Raw genomic sequence first — 17578 nt, 5'->3', positions numbered from 1 at the left:
GTCTTCTCACCGAAACCGGTGTATTTCTGTGTCCAGAAGCTGGGTGGTCATGCCCACCTGCCTCCCGATAATCCTCCGCCGCTGCCACAGGTGCCCCTCCGGGCGCTTCCGGGCGAACGGCAAATTCCGCGTCAACGCACACCACAAACTCCTCGACGCCTGGCTCCTCGCCCTGTGCACCGAATGCGGGGACACCACCAGGCTCACTGTCCTGGAGCGGGTGAATGTGCGGTCCGTACGCCACGATCTCCTGAACCTGCTGCACGACAATGACCCGGTCCTGGCGGCCGAATTGCTCCAGGACCCGCTCGTACGGCGGCGCAATCACGTCGCGCTCGACTGGGACAACGCCTGGCGACTCGACAGCGGCGCGCCGCATCAGCCACAACAGCCGGGGCAGCCAAGTCAGCCGGGTCAGGCTGAGAGTGGGGCGGCTCAGCCCGAGGGCGAGGCGGTCGAGGTCTCGGTCCGCTTCGCCGCGCGGATACCCGTACGGCCGGTGCGACTGATCGCCGAAGGCTTCGGCCTCACCCGGGCCGAGGTCGAGAGACTGCTCGCCGCGGGGAACCTCGTGTCGACCGTCCGCCTGAGCGGCAAGCTCTCGGGCGACTTCACCTTCACGCTCAAGCGCTGAGTTCCGGAGCCCGAGACCTGAGCCCGAGTCCCGACCTGAGCCCGAGTCCCGGCCCTGAGCCCGAGTCCTTCCGAACCGGGGTCTGTCCGGCGGCATCCGTGCCGCCGGACCGGCCCCGCACCACCCTGAGAGCCGCCCCTGAGACTGCCCCCGAGCTGAGGCCGCGCCGCCCCTAGGGTTCCCAACACCCCTCGTACACCTGCTGGTTGACGCGTCGGATCCGGCCCGCGCGGGACGATGACGCCGACCGCAGCGAAGTGAGGGGAACACCGTGAGACCAGTGACGTTTTCTGTCGGATCCGGGGAATCCGGAAAGCCCATGGCGATCGGTGGCGAGCCAAGGGCGCTCCGCCCGCGCCGGGCCCGGCGCGGGGTGCTGGTGGCAGCGGGGACCGCCCTCGCGCTGGCCGGATCGGTGGGCACGGTCGCCGCCGCGCCCCCGGCGCCCGACACCAGGACGACCCGCGCGGCGGGCCCGTCGGCGGACGGGATCTGGCGGATGGACGGTTACGGCATGGTCGTCTCCGTCGGCGGTGGCGAGCTGCGGGCCTGGGACACCACGGCCATCAGTTGCCAGGCCACGCTGACCGCCGGGCAGGAGGGTGCGCCGGGGCCCGGGGGCACCGTCAGGTTCGGCGCCGACGGCATGGTGCTGACGGTGGCGCCCCGGGCCGCCGACCGCGCGTCACTGACCATCGGCGGCACGGTGGGCACCCGGGGGCTGCGCCGGATCGCCGCGCTGCCCGCGACCTGCGGCAGGCCGCAGGCGACCGGTCCGGTGGCGACGTTCGACGTGTTCTGGCAGACGTTCCGGGAGAACTACGCCTTCTTCGACCGCCGGGGCGTCGACTGGGACGCGGCGCGGGCGAAGTACCGGCCGAAGGTCCACGCCGGGACCACGCAGGAACGGCTCTTCGACATCCTCGCCGCGATGGTCGCGCCGCTGCGGGACGGCCATGTCGCCCTCCAGGCCGACACCCCCGGATTCCAGCGCCTGGCGCGGGCGGTCCGGGTCGGCACCACCCCGCCCACCATCGAGTACGACGACCGGATCAGGGAGTTCATCGTCCGTCGCGACCTGGACGGCAGGCCGCTGGAGCAGTACGCGAACGGCGCGATCGGCTATGCGGACCTGCCGGGCGGCATCGGATACCTGCGCATCGGCCGCTTCGTCGCCTACACCGACGGCGCACCCGGGGACGCGGCGGACGGCCCCGAACTCCGGCGCGCCCTGGACCGGATCGTCACCCGGGCCCGGACCTCAGGGCCCGGCGCCTGGAAGGGGCTGATCGTCGACATCCGGGTCAACGCGGGCGGGATGGACACGCTCGGGCTGGCCGTCGCCGGGCGCCTCACCGACCGTCCGTACACCGCCTTCGGCAAGCAGGCCCGGAACGATCCGCGCGACGACGCCCGGTTCACCCCGCGCCAGACCCTGCGGGTGACACCTGCCGTCGGCGCACCCCGCTACACCGGGCCGATCGCCCTGCTCACCGGCGGCTCGACGGTCAGTGCGGCGGAGACATTCGCCCTGGCACTGAGTGGGCGCGCCGCGGCGACCACCCGGATCGGCGAGCACACGCAGGGCATCCTCTCCGACACGCTCAACCGCACGCTGCCCAACGGCTGGCGGTTCTCGCTCTCCAACGAGCGGTACACCGACGCGCGCGGGGTGTCCTTCGAGGGCCCCGGAATCCCTCCCCACCTGGCCGCGCCGGTCTTCACGGACGCGGAGTTCGCGGCGGACCGCGACACCGCCTTCGACCGCGCGAGGACGCTGCTCAGCCGCCGTTCCTGAGGCACCCCTGAGCCTCCCCTGCGCAGGCACCGAGCAGGCCCTGCGCAGGCACCGAGTCGCGGCTGCACCGCAGGCCGAGCCGGAGCCGTCGGGTCCGGTGACCGAACAACGACCGCCCCGCCCGGAAGCTCCCGGACGGGGCGGTCGGCGGTATGTCACCGGCGATCGGTCACTGGCGGGCCGTCACCAGCAGGGCACCACCTGTGGGACGTCATCGGCGAGACATCACCAGCGGTTGGGCAGCCGCACCGGTGCCGGCTTCGGCGTCGACGACTCCGCACCCGTGCGGGCCCGCGAGGGGGTGCAGGTGAGGTTCTTCGCCGGGAGCTTGCCCGTCGTCAGATACGCCGTGGTCGCGGCGTCCGCGCACTTGCTGACGTTGGAGGCGTAGACGCCGTGGCCCTCGCCGCCCTTGACCGTCAGCAGCTTGGAACCCTTCAGCGCCCGGTGCATCCCGAGGGCGGACGACAGCGGAGTCTGCGCGTCCCACTCGTTCTGCACGATGAGCATCTTGACGCTGTTGTTCACGACCGTGGCGGGCTCGACGGACTTGTCCCAGAAGGCGCACGGCTTGATGTTGGAGGCGAAGTCCCCGAACAGCGGGTAGCGCTTCTTGTCCCGGAGCGCGTCCTTGCGGTACTGGTCGGTGCTCTTGGGCCAGGCCGCGGAGTTGTCACCGCAGACCACGGACCAGAAGCTGGAGGTCATGTTGTCCTCCGCGTCCGGCGCGAACCGGGGCGGCTGGGTGAGGGTGCCCAGCCGCGCGGGCTTGCCAGCGGCGGCCTTCTTCAACATGACGACCAGTTCGGCCGCCTCCTTCGGCGAGAAGAACGATCCCCGCATACCGCCACGGATGTCGGTACCGCTCAGCGACTCGCCCTCGATCTTGATCGGCTTACGGTCGGCCGCCGCCACCAGGTCCCAGAAGGTCTTCTCGACCTTGGCCGATGTGCTGCCGAGCTTGTACGTGGACGAGCGCGCGGCCGTCCACTTCGCCCAGCGGTCGAACGCGGGCTCCGCGCCCTCCGCCCAGACCTGGATCATGCCGCGCCACGCCAGCTTCGGGTCGACCGCGCTGTCGAGGACGAACCGGTCGGTGCGCTTCGGGAACATCTGCGCATAGACGGCGCCGAGGTAGGTGCCGTACGAGTAGCCGAGGTAGTTGAGCTTCTTCTCGCCCAGCACGGCGCGGACGACGTCCATATCGCGGGCCGTGTTGCGGGTGGTGATGTGCCGGAGGGTGTCACCCTCCTTCTTGCGGCACTTCTCGGCGACCGTCTTCGCCCACGCCACGTCCTTGGCGAAGGTCTTGGACTGGTACGGCCGCGGCCACTCCTGCTGCTTGGGCGTCAGTCCGCAGTTCACCGGCGAGGAGGCGCCGACGCCCCGGGGGTCGAACCCGATCATGTCGTACCGGGCCGCCACCTCCTTGGGCCAGTACAGCGGCATCCAGAGCCCCGAGCCGCCGGGGCCCCCGGGGTTGAGCAGCATGACGCCGTGGCGCTTGGCGGGGTTGGTCGCCTTGATGCGGGATATCGCCATGTTCAAGGTCTTGCCGCTCGGACGGGTGTAGTCCAGGGGCACCTTGACCGTCGCGCACCGGAGGGCGGCGGGCGCGTCGGGGGCGCACCTCTTCCACACCAGCTTCTGCTGGGTGAACCGGTCCAGCGGATTCGCGGCCGGAGCGGGGGCCTTGCCGGTGGTGCTGGAGGGGGCGGCCACCGCGAGCCCGGGGGCCAGTGTCGCCATGACGCTCACCGCGAGCACGGGCACGAGCCGTCGTCTCTGCACGAAAAGGTTCCTTCCGATCAAACATTCGGTAGAGCTGGGTCGATACAACAGCGGGTCGGTACGGCCCGGCCGGGGGGATCGTGTGCGTCCACCGTCCGGCCGGGTTTTCCCGCTCCTCAGACTGGACGCAAACGAGAGGTGTTTGGTCTCCAAGACGTACCGAGTTCGTTGCCGTCCCCTAGAGGGCGGTGACACAGGAGTGACAGAAGGGGCCATCCATCACGTAATCCCGGGGGAGTTTTCGGAGATATGGGAAAGTTCTCACCACCCTGGACTTCAATCCCTTCTACCCCAGAGCTATCGTTCTCCCCACACGATTCCGCGCTGACGCGCGATCGTCTCGCGGCCCGCGCCGATTCCGGCAGGCCGCCTTCATGACCTGTGGGGGGTCCTCTTGACGCGCTCCAAGCGCATGCTGCCGTACGCCCTCGTGCGTACCGCGGCTGTTTTCGCACTCTCGGCGGGTGTCGCGGCACCCGTCCTCATCACCGCCCCGGTGGCGTCCGCCGCCGTCCAGAACCCCATCTGGATGCGCCCGGCGACGCTCGCCGACGGCCGGCTCGACCTGTACGGACTGACCAGCGACCCGCTCTGGGTCTCCGTCAGTGTGATGGAGTCCACCGCCCCCGACGCGGCCGTGCTCATGTCCACCAATGACCTGACCTATTACGAGGAGCAGGTCTCGGAGGAGGCGGACATCGGCTGGCGGACCGACGCGCCCGTCCAGCTCCCGGTGGGCACCCCGCTCGGGGAGTACCCGATCGTCGTCTCCTACCGGCTGTCCGGCGAGCCCGTCCAGCGGTGGACCGGCGGGAACTACCGGCACCAGCAGCGCACCGGCGTCACCTCGCTCTCGTACGACCGTGAGCACACCGACTACGACAACCGGAGCGTCACCGTCTCCGGCGCGGTCACCACGTACAACCCGTCCACCAGGACCCGGACGCCCGCCCGCGAAGGCATCAAGGTCCAGCTCTATATGCTGCTCGGCTCCAAGCCGTACGGGCGCCTCTACGAGAACGCCGTCACCGGCCCCGGGGGGAAGTTCTCGCTGCCGATCACCCCGCACAACGCGATCAGCGGCGGCTGGGCGACCCTGCCGGAGCCCGGCGACGACCTGAGCCCGACGTACACCGTGCCCAAGCTGTCGATCGCGAAGTTCCCGTACCGCATCTCCGCGGAGTATCTGAAGACCCCGCTGCCGAACGGCGAGGTCGAAGTGAAGGGCCGGCTGGAACGGCTGACCAACGACGGCTGGCGGCCGTACAAGGGCGCCACGGTCGTCACCTCCAACGAAGGTCCGTACCACTACAACTGGAAGGACGCTTCGGTCGGCAGCGGGACGGTCGCGGCCGACGGCTCGTTCTCGTACCGGACCAAGCCCAAGGCGAAAGACACCTGGGCGCAGACGTATCCGGCGCCCTCGGCCTTCTACTCAACCCGGCCGTTCGTCAGCGGCTCGCTGACGACTCCCAAGCCCACGGTCTTCAAAGACGTCCGCATCACACTCGACCAGTACCGCAAGGTCAAGGCCGTCGGCCGGGTCGAGTACCGCGACGGGAACTGTCCCGGGGTGTCGCTGGAGCTCCAGCACTCGACGGACGGCAAGACCTGGCGGAAGCTCGCCGGCAAGTGGAACAACATGTCGTGTGACTTCCAGGTCACCGCCGACCGCGTCTACAACAGCGCCCATTACCGGGTCCGCCACGCCGAGGACTCCGCCACGCTGGAGAACGCCTCGCCGGCCGTGCGCCAGTCCCGGAACCCGACCCGGTTCAGCGGTGACACGATCACGCCGGTGCGCCCGGCGAAGAACGGCACGATCACCTCGACCGGCACGTTCCAGCGCTATGTCAACGACAGGTGGCAGTCCTACCCCGGCGGCAAGATCACCCTGGTCTTCCAGGCCAAGGGCGAGACGCGGTGGCAGACCGTCACCAAGGGCACCGCGGGCAGCGGCGGCACGTACACCCTCAAGGGCAAGCCGACCCGCGACGGGAACTGGGCCGTCCGTGCCGACCTCACGGCCGGGCACTTCTACAGCGAGACGAAGGTGACGTACGTCGATGCGCGCTGACACCAAGGGACTCAAGGTCTCCCTCGTCGCCTCGGCGGCGGCCCTCGCCCTCGCCGCCACGACCGCGCCCGCCCTCGCGGCGGACGAACCCACGGCGCCGTCGGTGCACATCGGCGCGGCCGTGACCGAGAAGCTCCAGCGGGGCTCGTTCTCCGTGTTCGCCGCTTCGGACACACCGCGCGCCACCATCACCGCCGTCTCGGCGACCGTGCGCCAGGGGGACACGGTCGTCGCCGACATCCCGGCGCTCACCCCGGGGACCAACCCGGAGCGGTTCGCCGTACCGGCCGACGCACTCCTGAAGCTGACCGAGGACGGCGGCACCATCCCCGCACTCGGCCGCTACACCGTCGATGTGACGGCCACCGACAGCACCGGTGCCACCGCCACCCGGAGGAACGCGGGCACGCTCGACTTCACCCTCCGCCCGGCGCTCACCCTGGACGCCTCCCAGCCGAGCTGGCAGGACCGCAACGCCCGCCCGCAGGGCCGGCTCATCGGCATCCAGCCCGGCTCGGGCGACGAGGTCGCGCTCCCCGGCCGTACGGTCGACGTCAGCCGCACCGACATCGCGGACGGCGCCACGCACCCGGTCACCACCACGGCGAACGGCGATTTCACCGCGCCCGCCTTCCCGCTCACCGCCCCCAAGGGCACCTTCCGCGCCGAGTTCGCCGAGAGCGGTAAGGAGGTCAACGGCACCGCGACCCGCGACAGCTCCGTCTCGGAGTTCGAGGCCCGCCCGATGACCCTCACCGCGACCGCCGACCGGACCCGGGTGCTGCCCGGCGAGCAGGCCACGATCACCGGCCGGGCGATGTACGGCACCGAGCCCGCCGCGAACACCACCGTGCGGGTCCGGCTGACGAGAGCGGGCGTGGAGTCCGCGTTCGGCGCCACGGCGGTCACGGGCACTGACGGACGCTTCACGGTTCGGGTCGCGGCGATGTCCCACTACCGGATGGACGCCTGGGAGGCCGTCCCGGCCGATCCGTACACCGGTGGCTCGGCCGGCGCGCCCCTGGCCCACCCGTCCGACATCACGCTCGCGATGACCAAGGCGTATCTGGCCGCCGACGGACAGCTCAAGGTCAGCGGCACGCTGCGCCGGGTCCTGGAGTCCGGCGTCCTCCCGTACGGCTCGCCGACCATCGTCGTGGAGCGGTCGGAGAACGGGAAGACCGGCTGGAAGCAGGCAGGGTCGGGCGTCGCCCGGGGCAGCGAGATCCGCAATCTCACCGGAAAGGCCGTCAGCGGCGGTCACTTCCGGCTGCGCCACCCCGTCAGCGACACCTACACGGAGGCGGTGAGCCCGGTCTTCCCACTGAACCGCGCCGAGACCCGGATCGCCTCGGTCAACGCCGGTCCCGAGCCGGTCAAGAAGGGCGGCACGCTCACCGTGACCGGTATCGCCGGGGAGCGGGCCGGGACGAAGTGGAAGGCACTGGACGACACCTCGGTCCAGCTCTGGTTCCGGGCGACGGACAGCACCGTGTGGTCCCGGGTCGCCTACGACACCACCGACTCGGCCGGCCGCGCCTCATTCAAGGTCAAGGCCACCAAGGCCGGGACCTGGAACATCCGCTACTACGGGAACCCCACCCGGATGAACGCGGTCGGCACCGGTGACCACGTCAAGGTGGGCTGACCGGTAGTGGCCGATCGGTAGTACCTGAGCCGGAGGGCGGCACCCCGCGTCGACGGGGTGCCGCCCTGCGGCCGTGTCCACCGGCCGGCCCGGCTCCTGGTTCGAACGCCGTCATCACCGAGGGATTCATGGCGGAAAAGGGGAGATCGAGCCAACTTCCCGTCGCATCGGACTTCAACCACATGCGTCTCACAGTTATCGTTCTTACACACGATCGCCGCGGCTCTCGCGCGATCGTCGCGCGGCCACCGAACTCTTCGGGCCGGCCGCCTTCATGACCTGTGGGGGGTCCTCTTGACGCGCTCCAAGCGCATGCTGCCGTACGCCCTGATGCGTACCGCCGCTGTTTTCGCACTCTCGGCGGGTGTCGCCACACCCGCCCTCATCACCGCCCCGGCCGCCTACGCCGCCGAGTCGAGCACCACCGCCTATCCCGTGAACGCCAGGACGGGCGACGACGGCAGGGTCGATCTGCCGTGGGTGCCGACCAACGCGCTCTGGGTCAATCTGAAGGTGCTGGAGTCCACCGCACCCGGCGCTGCCGTACTGGCCGCCACCGAAGAGCTGACCCACTACGACGAAGTGCGCGACTTCGACAACGAGTCGGGCTGGCGGACCGACGCGCCGGTCCACCTCCCCGTGGGCACTCCGCTCGGGGAGTACCCGATCGCCGTCTCCTACCGCCTCCCCGAGGGATCGGTACAGCAGGTGTCGGGCGGGGCCTACAAGCACCTGCTGCGCACCGGCGTCACCTCGCTCTCGTGGGACCGGGACCAGATCACCGACGAGGACCGGAAGGTCACGCTCTCCGGTGCGGTCACGACCTACGACCCGTCCACCCGGGTCCGTACCCCCGCCAGTGCGGGCACCCAGGTCCGGCTCTGGGTGGCGAGCCGCTTCAAGCAGTCGATCGGGGGCGAGGTGCGCGCCGTCACCGACGCGGACGGCAGATTCTCGATCCCGCTCACACCGCACGCGACCACCACCGCCGTTGCCCGGGTGGTCGAGACGGGCCCCGGCATCGATCCGGACGAATGGTTCAGCGCACCGAAGCTGCCGGTCGCCACCTTCCAGCACCGCATCAGCGCGCAGCTCTCCTCGGTCCGGGTCCGCCCCGGCGGGGAGATCGGAGTGACGGGCCGGGTCGAGCGGCTGACCGAGGACGGCTGGCAGCCGTTCGCCGGCGCACCCGTCATCACCTCCCTCAATTCCCCGCCGCGCACCACCGACAAGGTCCCGAACATCCTGGGCGGCGCCACCGCGGCGGCCGACGGCTCGTTCTCGTACACCTTCAAGGCCGGGACATCCGCCCACTTCTCGGCCACCATGGTCACCCCCTCGCCGTTCTTCGCGACCCAACCGGTCATCGGCAGGTCGGTGCACATCCCGAAGCCGATGAAGTTCCGCGATGTCGCCATCGCACTCGACCCGTACAAGCAGGTCAAGGCCAGTGGTCGGGTCTTCGACGCGACCCTGTGCCCCAAAGTCGGCGTGGCCCTCCAGCATTCGACCGACGGCAAGAGCTGGCGCACCCTGCGCTCCGTGCGCAGCACGGACAACTGCACCGTGACGGCCACGGCGCCCCGGGTCCACAACAGCGCGTACTACCGGCTGCACCACGCGGAGAGCGACCACTTCCAGGAGCTGTCGACCCCGGCCGTGCGCCAGACCCGGAACCCGACCCGCTTCACCGGCGACCAGGTCACCCCGGTGCGCCCGGCGAAGAACGCCACACTGACCTCGTCGGGCACGCTCCAGCGCTATGTCAACGGGAAGTGGCAGTCCTACTCGGGCGGGAAGATCACGCTGTACTTCCAGCCTCGGGGGAAGACGGCCTGGCAGCTCGTCACCAAGGGAACGTCCGTCAGCGGCGGTAAGTACACCCTCAAGGGCCAGGTGCCCGGGGATGGCAACTGGGCGGTCCGCACGGACATCGCCGCCGGATACTTCCACAGCGAGACGAAGGGGACCTATGTCGATGCGCGCTAACCCCAGGGGGCTCACCTTCTCGCTCGTCGCTTCGGTGGCGGCCCTGTCGCTGGCCGGGGCCACGGCGCCCGCCGTCGCCGCGGCCGAGCCGGCGACGATCTACATCGGTACGGCCGTGACGGACCGGCTCCAGCGGGGCTCGTTCTCCGTGGTCGCCTGGTCGGACGCGCCGGGGGCGACGGTCACCGCCGTATCGGCGAAGGTCCGCCAGGGGGACATCGTCGTCGCCGAGATCCCGGCACTCACCGCCGTGGGCAAGCCGGACCGGTACGGCGTACCGGCCGATGCGGTGCTGAAGCTGGCCGAGGACGGCGGCACGGTCCCCGCGCTCGGCCGGTACGCGATCGATGTGACCGTGACCGACAGCGCGGGCGGGTCCGTCACCGAACGGGGCGCGGGCACGCTCGACTTCACCCTCCGTCCGGAACTGACGCTGGAGGTCGGCAAGCCGAGCTGGCAGGACCGCAACGCCCGCCCGCAGGGCAGGCTGACCGGAGTCCAGCCCGGCTCCGGCGATGTGGTCGCGCTCCCCGGCCGTACGGTCGACGTCAGCCGCACCGACGGCACGGGCGTTGCCACCCATGCCGTCACCACGACGGCGAACGGCGACTTCACCGCACCGGCCTTCCCGCTCACCGCGCCGTCGGGCGGCTTCCGCGCCGTGTTCGCCGAGAGCGGTACGGAGGTCAACGGCACCGCGATCCGCGACGGCGCCGTCTCGGACCACGAGAAGCGCCCGGTGAACGTCACCGCATCCGTCGACCGGCCCTGGGTGCTGCCCGGCGAGCGGGCCAAGGTCAGCGGCCGGGCGATGTACGGCACCGAGCCCGCCGCGAACATCGCCGTGCGGGTCCAACTGACCAAGGCCGGGGCGGAATCCCCGTACGTCCACACGGCGACCACGGGTGCCGACGGGCGCTTCAGCGTTCAGGTCGCCGCGCGGACCCAGATCAATCTGCGTGGCTGGGTGGCCCGCCCGGCCGATCCCTTCCTCGGCGGCTCCGCCACCGGAGAGCTGGCCCACCCCGCCGAAATCGCGATCGCGGTGGAGAAGCCGTCGCTGGCCGCCGACGGTGCGATCAAGGTCATTGGCAAGGCCAAGGCGGTCTACGAGAAGGGCGAATACCTCGACTACTCACCGCAGGAGGCGCGGATCGAGCGGTCGACGGACGGCAAGACCGGCTGGAAGTCGGTCGGCTCGGGCAACGTCAACCAGTACCAGTACTTCCAGCTCACCGGGAAGGCACCCGCGGGCGGTCACTTCCGGGTGCGGATGATGCCCGGCAAGTCGTGGGTGGAGACCGTCAGCCCGGTCTTCCGGCTGAACCGTGCCGAGACCCGGATCGCCTCCGTCAACGCCGGTCCCGAGCCGGTCAAGAAGGGCGGCACGCTCACCGTCACCGGTATCGCCGGGGAGAAGTCCGGCAGCACCTGGAAGGCGCTGGCGAAGAAGCCGGTCCAGCTCTGGTTCCGGGCGAACGGCGCGACCACCTGGTCCCGGATCGCCTACGACACCACCGATTCGGCCGGCCGCGTCTCGATCAAGGTCATGGCCGTCAAGGACGGCACCTGGAACGTCCGTTACTACGGGAACACCGTCCAGATGGACGCGGTCGGCACCGGCGACTACGTCGACGTGCGCTGACCGGTCGTACCTGAAGCCGCAGGGCGGCACCCCGGAATCGACGGGGTGCCGCCCTGTTGCACACCACCGGCCCATCCGGGGGGGGGCAGAAGGCCCTTATCACCGTGATTTCCATGGAAAGCGGCAACTTCCGCAACCACGGACTTCAATCACCTGCGTCTCACGGATATCGTTCTCGCACACGATCGCCGGCTCTCGCGCGATCGTCGCGCGGCCACCGAACTCTTCGGGCCGGCCGCCTTCATGACCTGTGGGGGGTCCTCTTGACGCGCTCCAAGCGCATGCTGCCGTACGCCCTGATGCGTACCGCCGCTGTCTTCGCACTCTCGGCGGGTGTCGCCACACCCGCCCTCATCACCGCCCCGGCCGCCTACGCCGCCGAGTCCGGCGCCCTCAGAACCCAGGACCGGGTCTACCACCCCGTCACGCTCGCCGACGGACGGGTCAACGTCCACTGGCCGTCGCAGCTCGCGGCCTCGGTCAGGGTGACCGTGCTGGAGTCGACCGAGCCCGGCGCGGCCGTCCTCGCCTCCACCGACGATCTGTCCTGGCACGACAACGACCCGTCGATATCACCCCAGGGCTGGATCACCGCCGAACCGCTCCGGCTGCCCGAGGGCACCCCGCTCGGCAGGTATCCGGTGGTCGTCACCGAGCGGGAGGCCGACGGGACCGAGACGGAGTGGGTGGGGGGCCGCTACGCGTACCTGGCGCGGGCCTCGATCTCCCAGTTCGGCTGGGACCGCGAGTACACCGACCACGAGAACCGCACGGCGGCGCTGTCGGGCCTGCTGACCATGTACAACCCATTCACCAAGGTACGGACGCCCGCCCGGGGGGTGCGACTCCACATAGCGTTGAGCAACGGCGTCCGGGACGAATCCAAGATGATTCTCACCGGCTCGGACGGGACGTTCACGCTGCCGGTCACCGCCGAGGGAACGGTCACGGCCATCAGGGTCTGGCACCACGAGAGCACCGAGCTGACGCCGATCGACTCGCTGCCCGGACCGACGCTACCGGCCCGCACCATGTCGTACCGGATCACGGCGGATGCCGACCGGACCCGGGTCAAGCCGGGCGGCGAGTTCACCATGAGCGGCCGGGTCGAACGGCTCACCAAGGACGGCTGGCGGCCCTTCGCGGGTGTACCGGTCCTCACCAGCAGTCGCTTGTCCGGCGGCGGGCCGCTGGGCAAGGGCCGTTCGGCGGCCGACGGGTCCTTCTCGTACCCGGCGAAGGCCGAACAGAGCGGCGGCAAGGTCTACACCTTGGTCGAACCGTCGCCGTACTTCACCAGCACCGCGCACGACTCGACCCAGATCCATGTGCCGGTGTATGCCGTCTTCCAGGACACCGAGATCACCCTCGACCCCTTCGGCGCGGTGAAGGCCGGTGCCGTCCTCAACGTGGCGAGCCGCTGCGAGGCCCAGCCGGTCGCCCTCCAGTCGTCGACCGACGGCAAGAACTGGCGCACCCTGCGTGCCGGGACGACCGACCCGAACTGCCGGGTCTCGATCACGGCGCCCGGCCAGACCGGCGGGCGGTACCGCATCCACCATCCCGAGTCCGATGAGTTCGTGGAGATGTCCAGCCCCGCCGTCCGCCTCAACCGGGTGCCGACCCGGTTCACCGGGGGGAAGCTCACCCCGGTCCGGCCGGCCAAGAACGGCACCCTGACCTCGACCGGCACGCTCCAACGGCAGGTCAACGGCGTATGGCGGCCGTACGTGGGCGGCAAGGTCACCCTGTTCTTCAAGGCCAGGGGCGAGACGCGCTGGAAGGCCGTCACCAAGGGCAAGTCGGCCAGCGGCGGCGCGTACACCCTCAAGGGCGGGGTGAGCGGCGACGGCACCTGGAGCGTCCGCACGGACCTCGCCACCGGCTACTTCTACAGCGAGACGAAGGGGACGTACGTCGATGCGCGCTGACCAGACAGGGCTCAAGCTCTCCCTCGTCGCCTCGGTGGCGGCCCTCGCCCTCGCCGCCACGGCCGCGCCCGCGCTCGCGCTCGCCGCCCCGAGGGTGACCATCGGCGCCGTGATCACCGACCCGGAGCAGCGGGGTTCGTTCTCCGTGACCGCCTGGACCTCGGACTGGGAGAACGGGATCACCGGTGTGTCGGCGAAAATCCGGCAGGGAGACACCGTCGTCACCGAGGTCCCCGCGCTCGTCCGCGACGACTACGGCCGGTTCGCCCTGCCGCACTCGGCGGCACTGCGGCTGACCGAGGACGGCGGCACCATCCCCACGCTCGGCCGCTACACCGTCGATGTGACCGCCACCGTCAAGACGGGAGCGACCGCCACCCGGACGAACGCGGGCACGCTCCACTTCACGCTCCGCCCGGCGCTCACCCTGGAGACGGGTGTCCCGAGCTGGCAGGAGCGCAGCGTCCGGCCGCAGGGCAAGCTCACCGGCGTGCAGCCCGGGTCCGGCGATGTGGTCCCGATCGCCGGCCGTACGGTCGACGTCAGCCGCACCGACGGCAAGGGCGCCGCCACCCACGCCGTGACCACCGGCGAGAACGGCGAATACACCGCGCCCGCCTTCCCGCTCACGGCGCCGTCCGGCAGTTTCCGTGCCGAGTTCTCCGAGCACAGCGCCCTGGTCGACGGGGCCTCAAAGGTCGACCGGGCGCTCACCGAGCACCAGGCCCGGCAGGTGGACATCACCGCGACGGGCGACCGGACCCGGGTACTGCCCGGTGAGCAGGCCACGATCACCGGCCGGGCGCTCTTCGGCACCGATCCCGCCGCCAACACCGCCCTGCGCGTCCGGCTGATCGGCAAGCAGCTAAAGCCCGGCAACGAGCCGTACGAGACCCTGGTGACCACCGACGCGGACGGACGCTTCACCGTCCGGCAGACCGGTCTGTCGGACCGCCGGATCGAGGGCTGGGAGGCCCGGCCCGTCGACCCGTTCCTCAGCGGCTCCGTCACGGGAGTGCTGACCCATCCGACGCCGGGCCGGATCACCGCGGGCGAATCGTCGCTGGGCGCGAACGGCACGGTCAAGGTCACCGGGAGCTTCTCCAGCCTCCACCGGGACCCGGAGTTCCACGAAGCGCAGCCGCACGCACTGCGGATCGAGCGCTCGGCGGACGGGAAGACCGGCTGGAAGTCGGTCGGCTCGGGGACCGGGTGGGCCCACCCGGACTCCGTCTTCACCCTCACCGGGAAGGTCTCGGCGGGCGGTCACTTCCGGGTCCGTCACCTGGAGGACGACCACTTCACCGACACCGTGGGTCCGGTCTTCCGGCTGCACCGCAACGAGACCCGGATCGCCTCGGTCAATGCCAACCCGGAGCCGGTCAAGAAGGGCGCCACGCTCACCGTCACCGGAATCGCGGGCGAGAAGATCGGCAGCACCTGGAAGGCGCTGGGCAAGAAGCCCGTACAGCTCTGGTTCCAGGCGAACGGCAGCACCAAGTGGTCCCGCGTCGACCACGGCACCACCGACACGGTCGGCCGCGCCTCCTTCACCGCCACGGCCGTCAAGGACGGCACCTGGAACATCCGCTACTACGGCAGCTCCACCCGCTTCGACTCCACCGCCAGCGGTGACTACGTCGATGTCCGCTGACCGGTAGGGCACTGGCGCGGGACACGCCGAAGGGCGGCACCCCCGGAGAGGGGGTGCCGCCCTTCGTACGTAACCGGGCTACCGATCCACGAGGGATCAGAAGTCCATGTCACCGCCGGGCATACCACCCGGAGCGGCCGCAGACGCCTTCTCCGGCTTGTCGGCGATGACGGCCTCGGTCGTGAGGAACAGCGCGGCGATCGACGCGGCGTTCTGCAGCGCCGAGCGGGTCACCTTCGCCGGGTCGAGGATGCCCGCGGCGATCATGTCCACGTACTCGCCGGTCGCGGCGTTCAGGCCGTAACCCGGGGTCAGGTTGCGGACCTTCTCGACGACGACGCCACCCTCAAGACCACCGTTGACGGCGATCTGCTTGAGCGGGGCCTCCAGCGCGAGGCGCACGGCGTTGGCGCCAGTGGCCTCGTCACCCGTGAGCTCCAGCTTCTCGAAGACCGACGAAGCCTGCAGCAGCGCCACGCCACCACCGGCGACGATGCCCTCTTCGACGGCCGCCTTCGCGTTGCGAACGGCGTCCTCGATGCGGTGCTTGCGCTCCTTCAGCTCCACCTCGGTCGCGGCGCCGGCCTTGATGACGGCGACGCCACCGGCCAGCTTCGCGAGGCGCTCCTGGAGCTTCTCGCGGTCGTAGTCCGAGTCGGAGTTCTCGATCTCGGCGCGGATCTGGTTGACCCGGCCGGCGACCTGGTCACTGTCACCGGAGCCGTCGACGATCGTGGTCTCGTCCTTGGTGATGACGACCTTGCGGGCGCGGCCCAGCAGGTCCAGGCCGGCGTTCTCAAGCTTGAGACCGACCTCCTCGGAGATGACCGTGCCGCCCGTGAGGATGGCGATGTCGTTGAGCATGGCCTTGCGGCGGTCGCCGAAGCCCGGAGCCTTGACGGCGACGGACTTGAAGGTGCCACGGATCTTGTTCACGACCAGCGTGGACAGGGCCTCGCCCTCAACGTCCTCGGCGATGATCAGCAGGGGCTTGCCCGACTGCATGACCTTCTCCAGCAGCGGAAGGAGGTCCTTCACGTTGCCGATCTTGGAGTTGACGATCAGGATGTACGGGTCGTCCAGGGACGCCTCCATACGCTCCATGTCGGTGGCGAAGTACGCCGAGATGTAGCCCTTGTCGAAGCGCATGCCCTCCGTCAGCTCAAGCTCCAGCCCGAAGGTCTGGGACTCCTCGACGGTGATGACGCCTTCCTTGCCGACCTTGTCCATCGCCTCGGCGATGAGCTCGCCGATCTGGGTGTCAGCGGCGGAGATGGAGGCGGTGGAGGCGATCTGCTCCTTGGTCTCCACGTCCTTGGCCTGCTCGAGCAGGGCACCGGAGACGGCCTCAACGGCCTTCTCGATACCGCGCTTCAGGGCCATGGGGTTGGCGCCGGCCGCTACATTGCGCAGGCCCTCGCGGACGAGCGCCTGGGCGAGGACGGTCGCGGTGGTCGTGCCGTCACCGGCGACGTCGTCCGTCTTCTTGGCGACCTCCTTGACCAGCTCGGCGCCGATCTTCTCGTACGGGTCCTCAAGCTCGATCTCCTTGGCGATGGAAACACCATCGTTGGTGATCGTGGGGGCGCCCCACTTCTTCTCAAGAACGACGTTGCGGCCCTTGGGACCGAGAGTGACCTTGACGGCGTCGGCGAGCTGGTTCATCCCGCGCTCGAGACCGCGCCGTGCCTCCTCGTCGAACGCGATGATCTTTGCCATGTGAAGTGTCCTCCACGGACTGGGTGGGAAGCTCTCGGACCGCGCTGGCGCCCGCGACGGACGGCCTGCCCACCGCGAGGTTCCTAGCCTCGTGCGGTGTGCGGACCTCACCGACCCGGTCCCTTTTTTTGTCACTCTCACCCGGAGAGTGCTAACGCCAATGATTAGCACTCGACCCCTTCGAGTGCAAGCGCCTGGGGAAGAACCGACCCCTCCCGGACCGCCGCCCGCGCCGGGTGGATCCGGCCCGCCCCGCCCGGGTGGACGGCACCTCCACCCGAGGCCACCAGGAGCTCTCCTCTTGATCTTGCCGGGGGGATCGGGCGCGGGTCCGGCCGCTCCCGGGGCGGCCGGACATGCGTATGGGGTCCACATCCCTGGGCGGGATGTGGACCCCATACGGCTGTGCGTGCGCGTCGGTGGCCGATCGCGTCGCAGATGTGGTGGATTCAGACCGCGAGCTTGACCATGTCCGCCTGCGGACCCTTCTGCCCCTGCGAGATCTCGAACTCGACTCGCTGACCCTCCTCCAGGGTGCGGTACCCATCCATCTGGATCGCGCTGTAGTGGACGAATACATCCGCACCACCGTCGACCGCGATGAAGCCGTACCCCTTCTCCGCGTTGAACCACTTGACGGTGCCCTGAGCCATGCCTAACTCCCCTATTACTGGCCCTTGCGCAGGACCGCA

11 protein-coding genes are annotated in these 17578 nt (G+C 70.0%); 8 read left to right on the top strand and 3 right to left on the bottom strand.

The features are described 5' to 3' along the window. The first annotated feature begins 28 nt into the window (after positions 1-28). On the top strand, positions 29-634 hold the full coding sequence (locus tag ACH4S7_RS31010) for a DUF1062 domain-containing protein (protein WP_398524660.1): 606 nt from the start codon (positions 29-31) through the stop codon (positions 632-634). A gap of 319 nt (positions 635-953) precedes the next feature. After that, positions 954-2432, top strand: a complete 1479-nt coding sequence (locus ACH4S7_RS31005; protein ID WP_398524733.1) for a S41 family peptidase — start codon at positions 954-956, stop codon at positions 2430-2432. A gap of 225 nt (positions 2433-2657) precedes the next feature. Here the strand turns inward: ACH4S7_RS31005 and ACH4S7_RS31000 are convergent, their stop codons facing one another. Further along, positions 2658-4181: an alpha/beta hydrolase gene (locus ACH4S7_RS31000; protein WP_398524732.1), complete on the bottom strand. Its 1524-nt coding sequence runs from the start codon at positions 4179-4181 to the stop codon at positions 2658-2660. Between the two features lie 436 nt (positions 4182-4617). Between ACH4S7_RS31000 and ACH4S7_RS30995 the strand changes: the two genes are divergently transcribed. The 6 genes from ACH4S7_RS30995 (at position 4618) to ACH4S7_RS30970 (ending at position 15167) form a co-directional block, all read left to right on the top strand. Further along, entirely contained in the window at positions 4618-6300 is a 1683-nt protein-coding gene (locus ACH4S7_RS30995) for a hypothetical protein (protein ID WP_398524659.1), read from the top strand. Next, complete coding sequence (locus ACH4S7_RS30990; protein ID WP_398524658.1) at positions 6290-7948, top strand: hypothetical protein; 1659 nt, start codon at positions 6290-6292, stop codon at positions 7946-7948. Before ACH4S7_RS30995 ends, ACH4S7_RS30990 begins: the two co-directional genes overlap by 11 nt. Positions 7949-8242: 294 nt before the next feature. Next, positions 8243-9937 (top strand): hypothetical protein, encoded by a 1695-nt coding sequence (locus ACH4S7_RS30985; RefSeq protein ID WP_398524657.1) that lies wholly within the window; start codon positions 8243-8245, stop codon positions 9935-9937. Further along, positions 9927-11582 (top strand): hypothetical protein, encoded by a 1656-nt coding sequence (locus tag ACH4S7_RS30980; protein WP_398524656.1) that lies wholly within the window; start codon positions 9927-9929, stop codon positions 11580-11582. Before ACH4S7_RS30985 ends, ACH4S7_RS30980 begins: the two co-directional genes overlap by 11 nt. Positions 11583-11845: 263 nt before the next feature. Then, positions 11846-13513, top strand: coding sequence for a hypothetical protein (locus ACH4S7_RS30975; RefSeq protein ID WP_398524655.1), 1668 nt, complete (start codon positions 11846-11848; stop codon positions 13511-13513). Continuing rightward, entirely contained in the window at positions 13503-15167 is a 1665-nt protein-coding gene (locus tag ACH4S7_RS30970) for a hypothetical protein (RefSeq protein ID WP_398524654.1), read from the top strand. The genes ACH4S7_RS30975 and ACH4S7_RS30970 overlap by 11 nt, the downstream gene beginning before the upstream one ends. Before the next feature lie 96 nt (positions 15168-15263). On the opposite strand, the gene groL is transcribed toward ACH4S7_RS30970, so the two are convergent. Beyond that, positions 15264-16886 (bottom strand): chaperonin GroEL, encoded by a 1623-nt coding sequence (gene groL / locus ACH4S7_RS30965; RefSeq protein WP_398524653.1) that lies wholly within the window; start codon positions 16884-16886, stop codon positions 15264-15266. A 449-nt stretch (positions 16887-17335) separates the two neighbouring features. Continuing rightward, positions 17336-17539 (bottom strand): cold-shock protein, encoded by a 204-nt coding sequence (locus tag ACH4S7_RS30960; protein WP_005315736.1) that lies wholly within the window; start codon positions 17537-17539, stop codon positions 17336-17338. Positions 17540-17578: the final 39 nt, after the last annotated feature.

The organism is Streptomyces sp. NPDC020965, assembly GCF_044333555.1.
Classification (GTDB): domain Bacteria; phylum Actinomycetota; class Actinomycetes; order Streptomycetales; family Streptomycetaceae; genus Streptomyces.
This window is presented reverse-complemented; position numbering and strand designations above follow the sequence as displayed.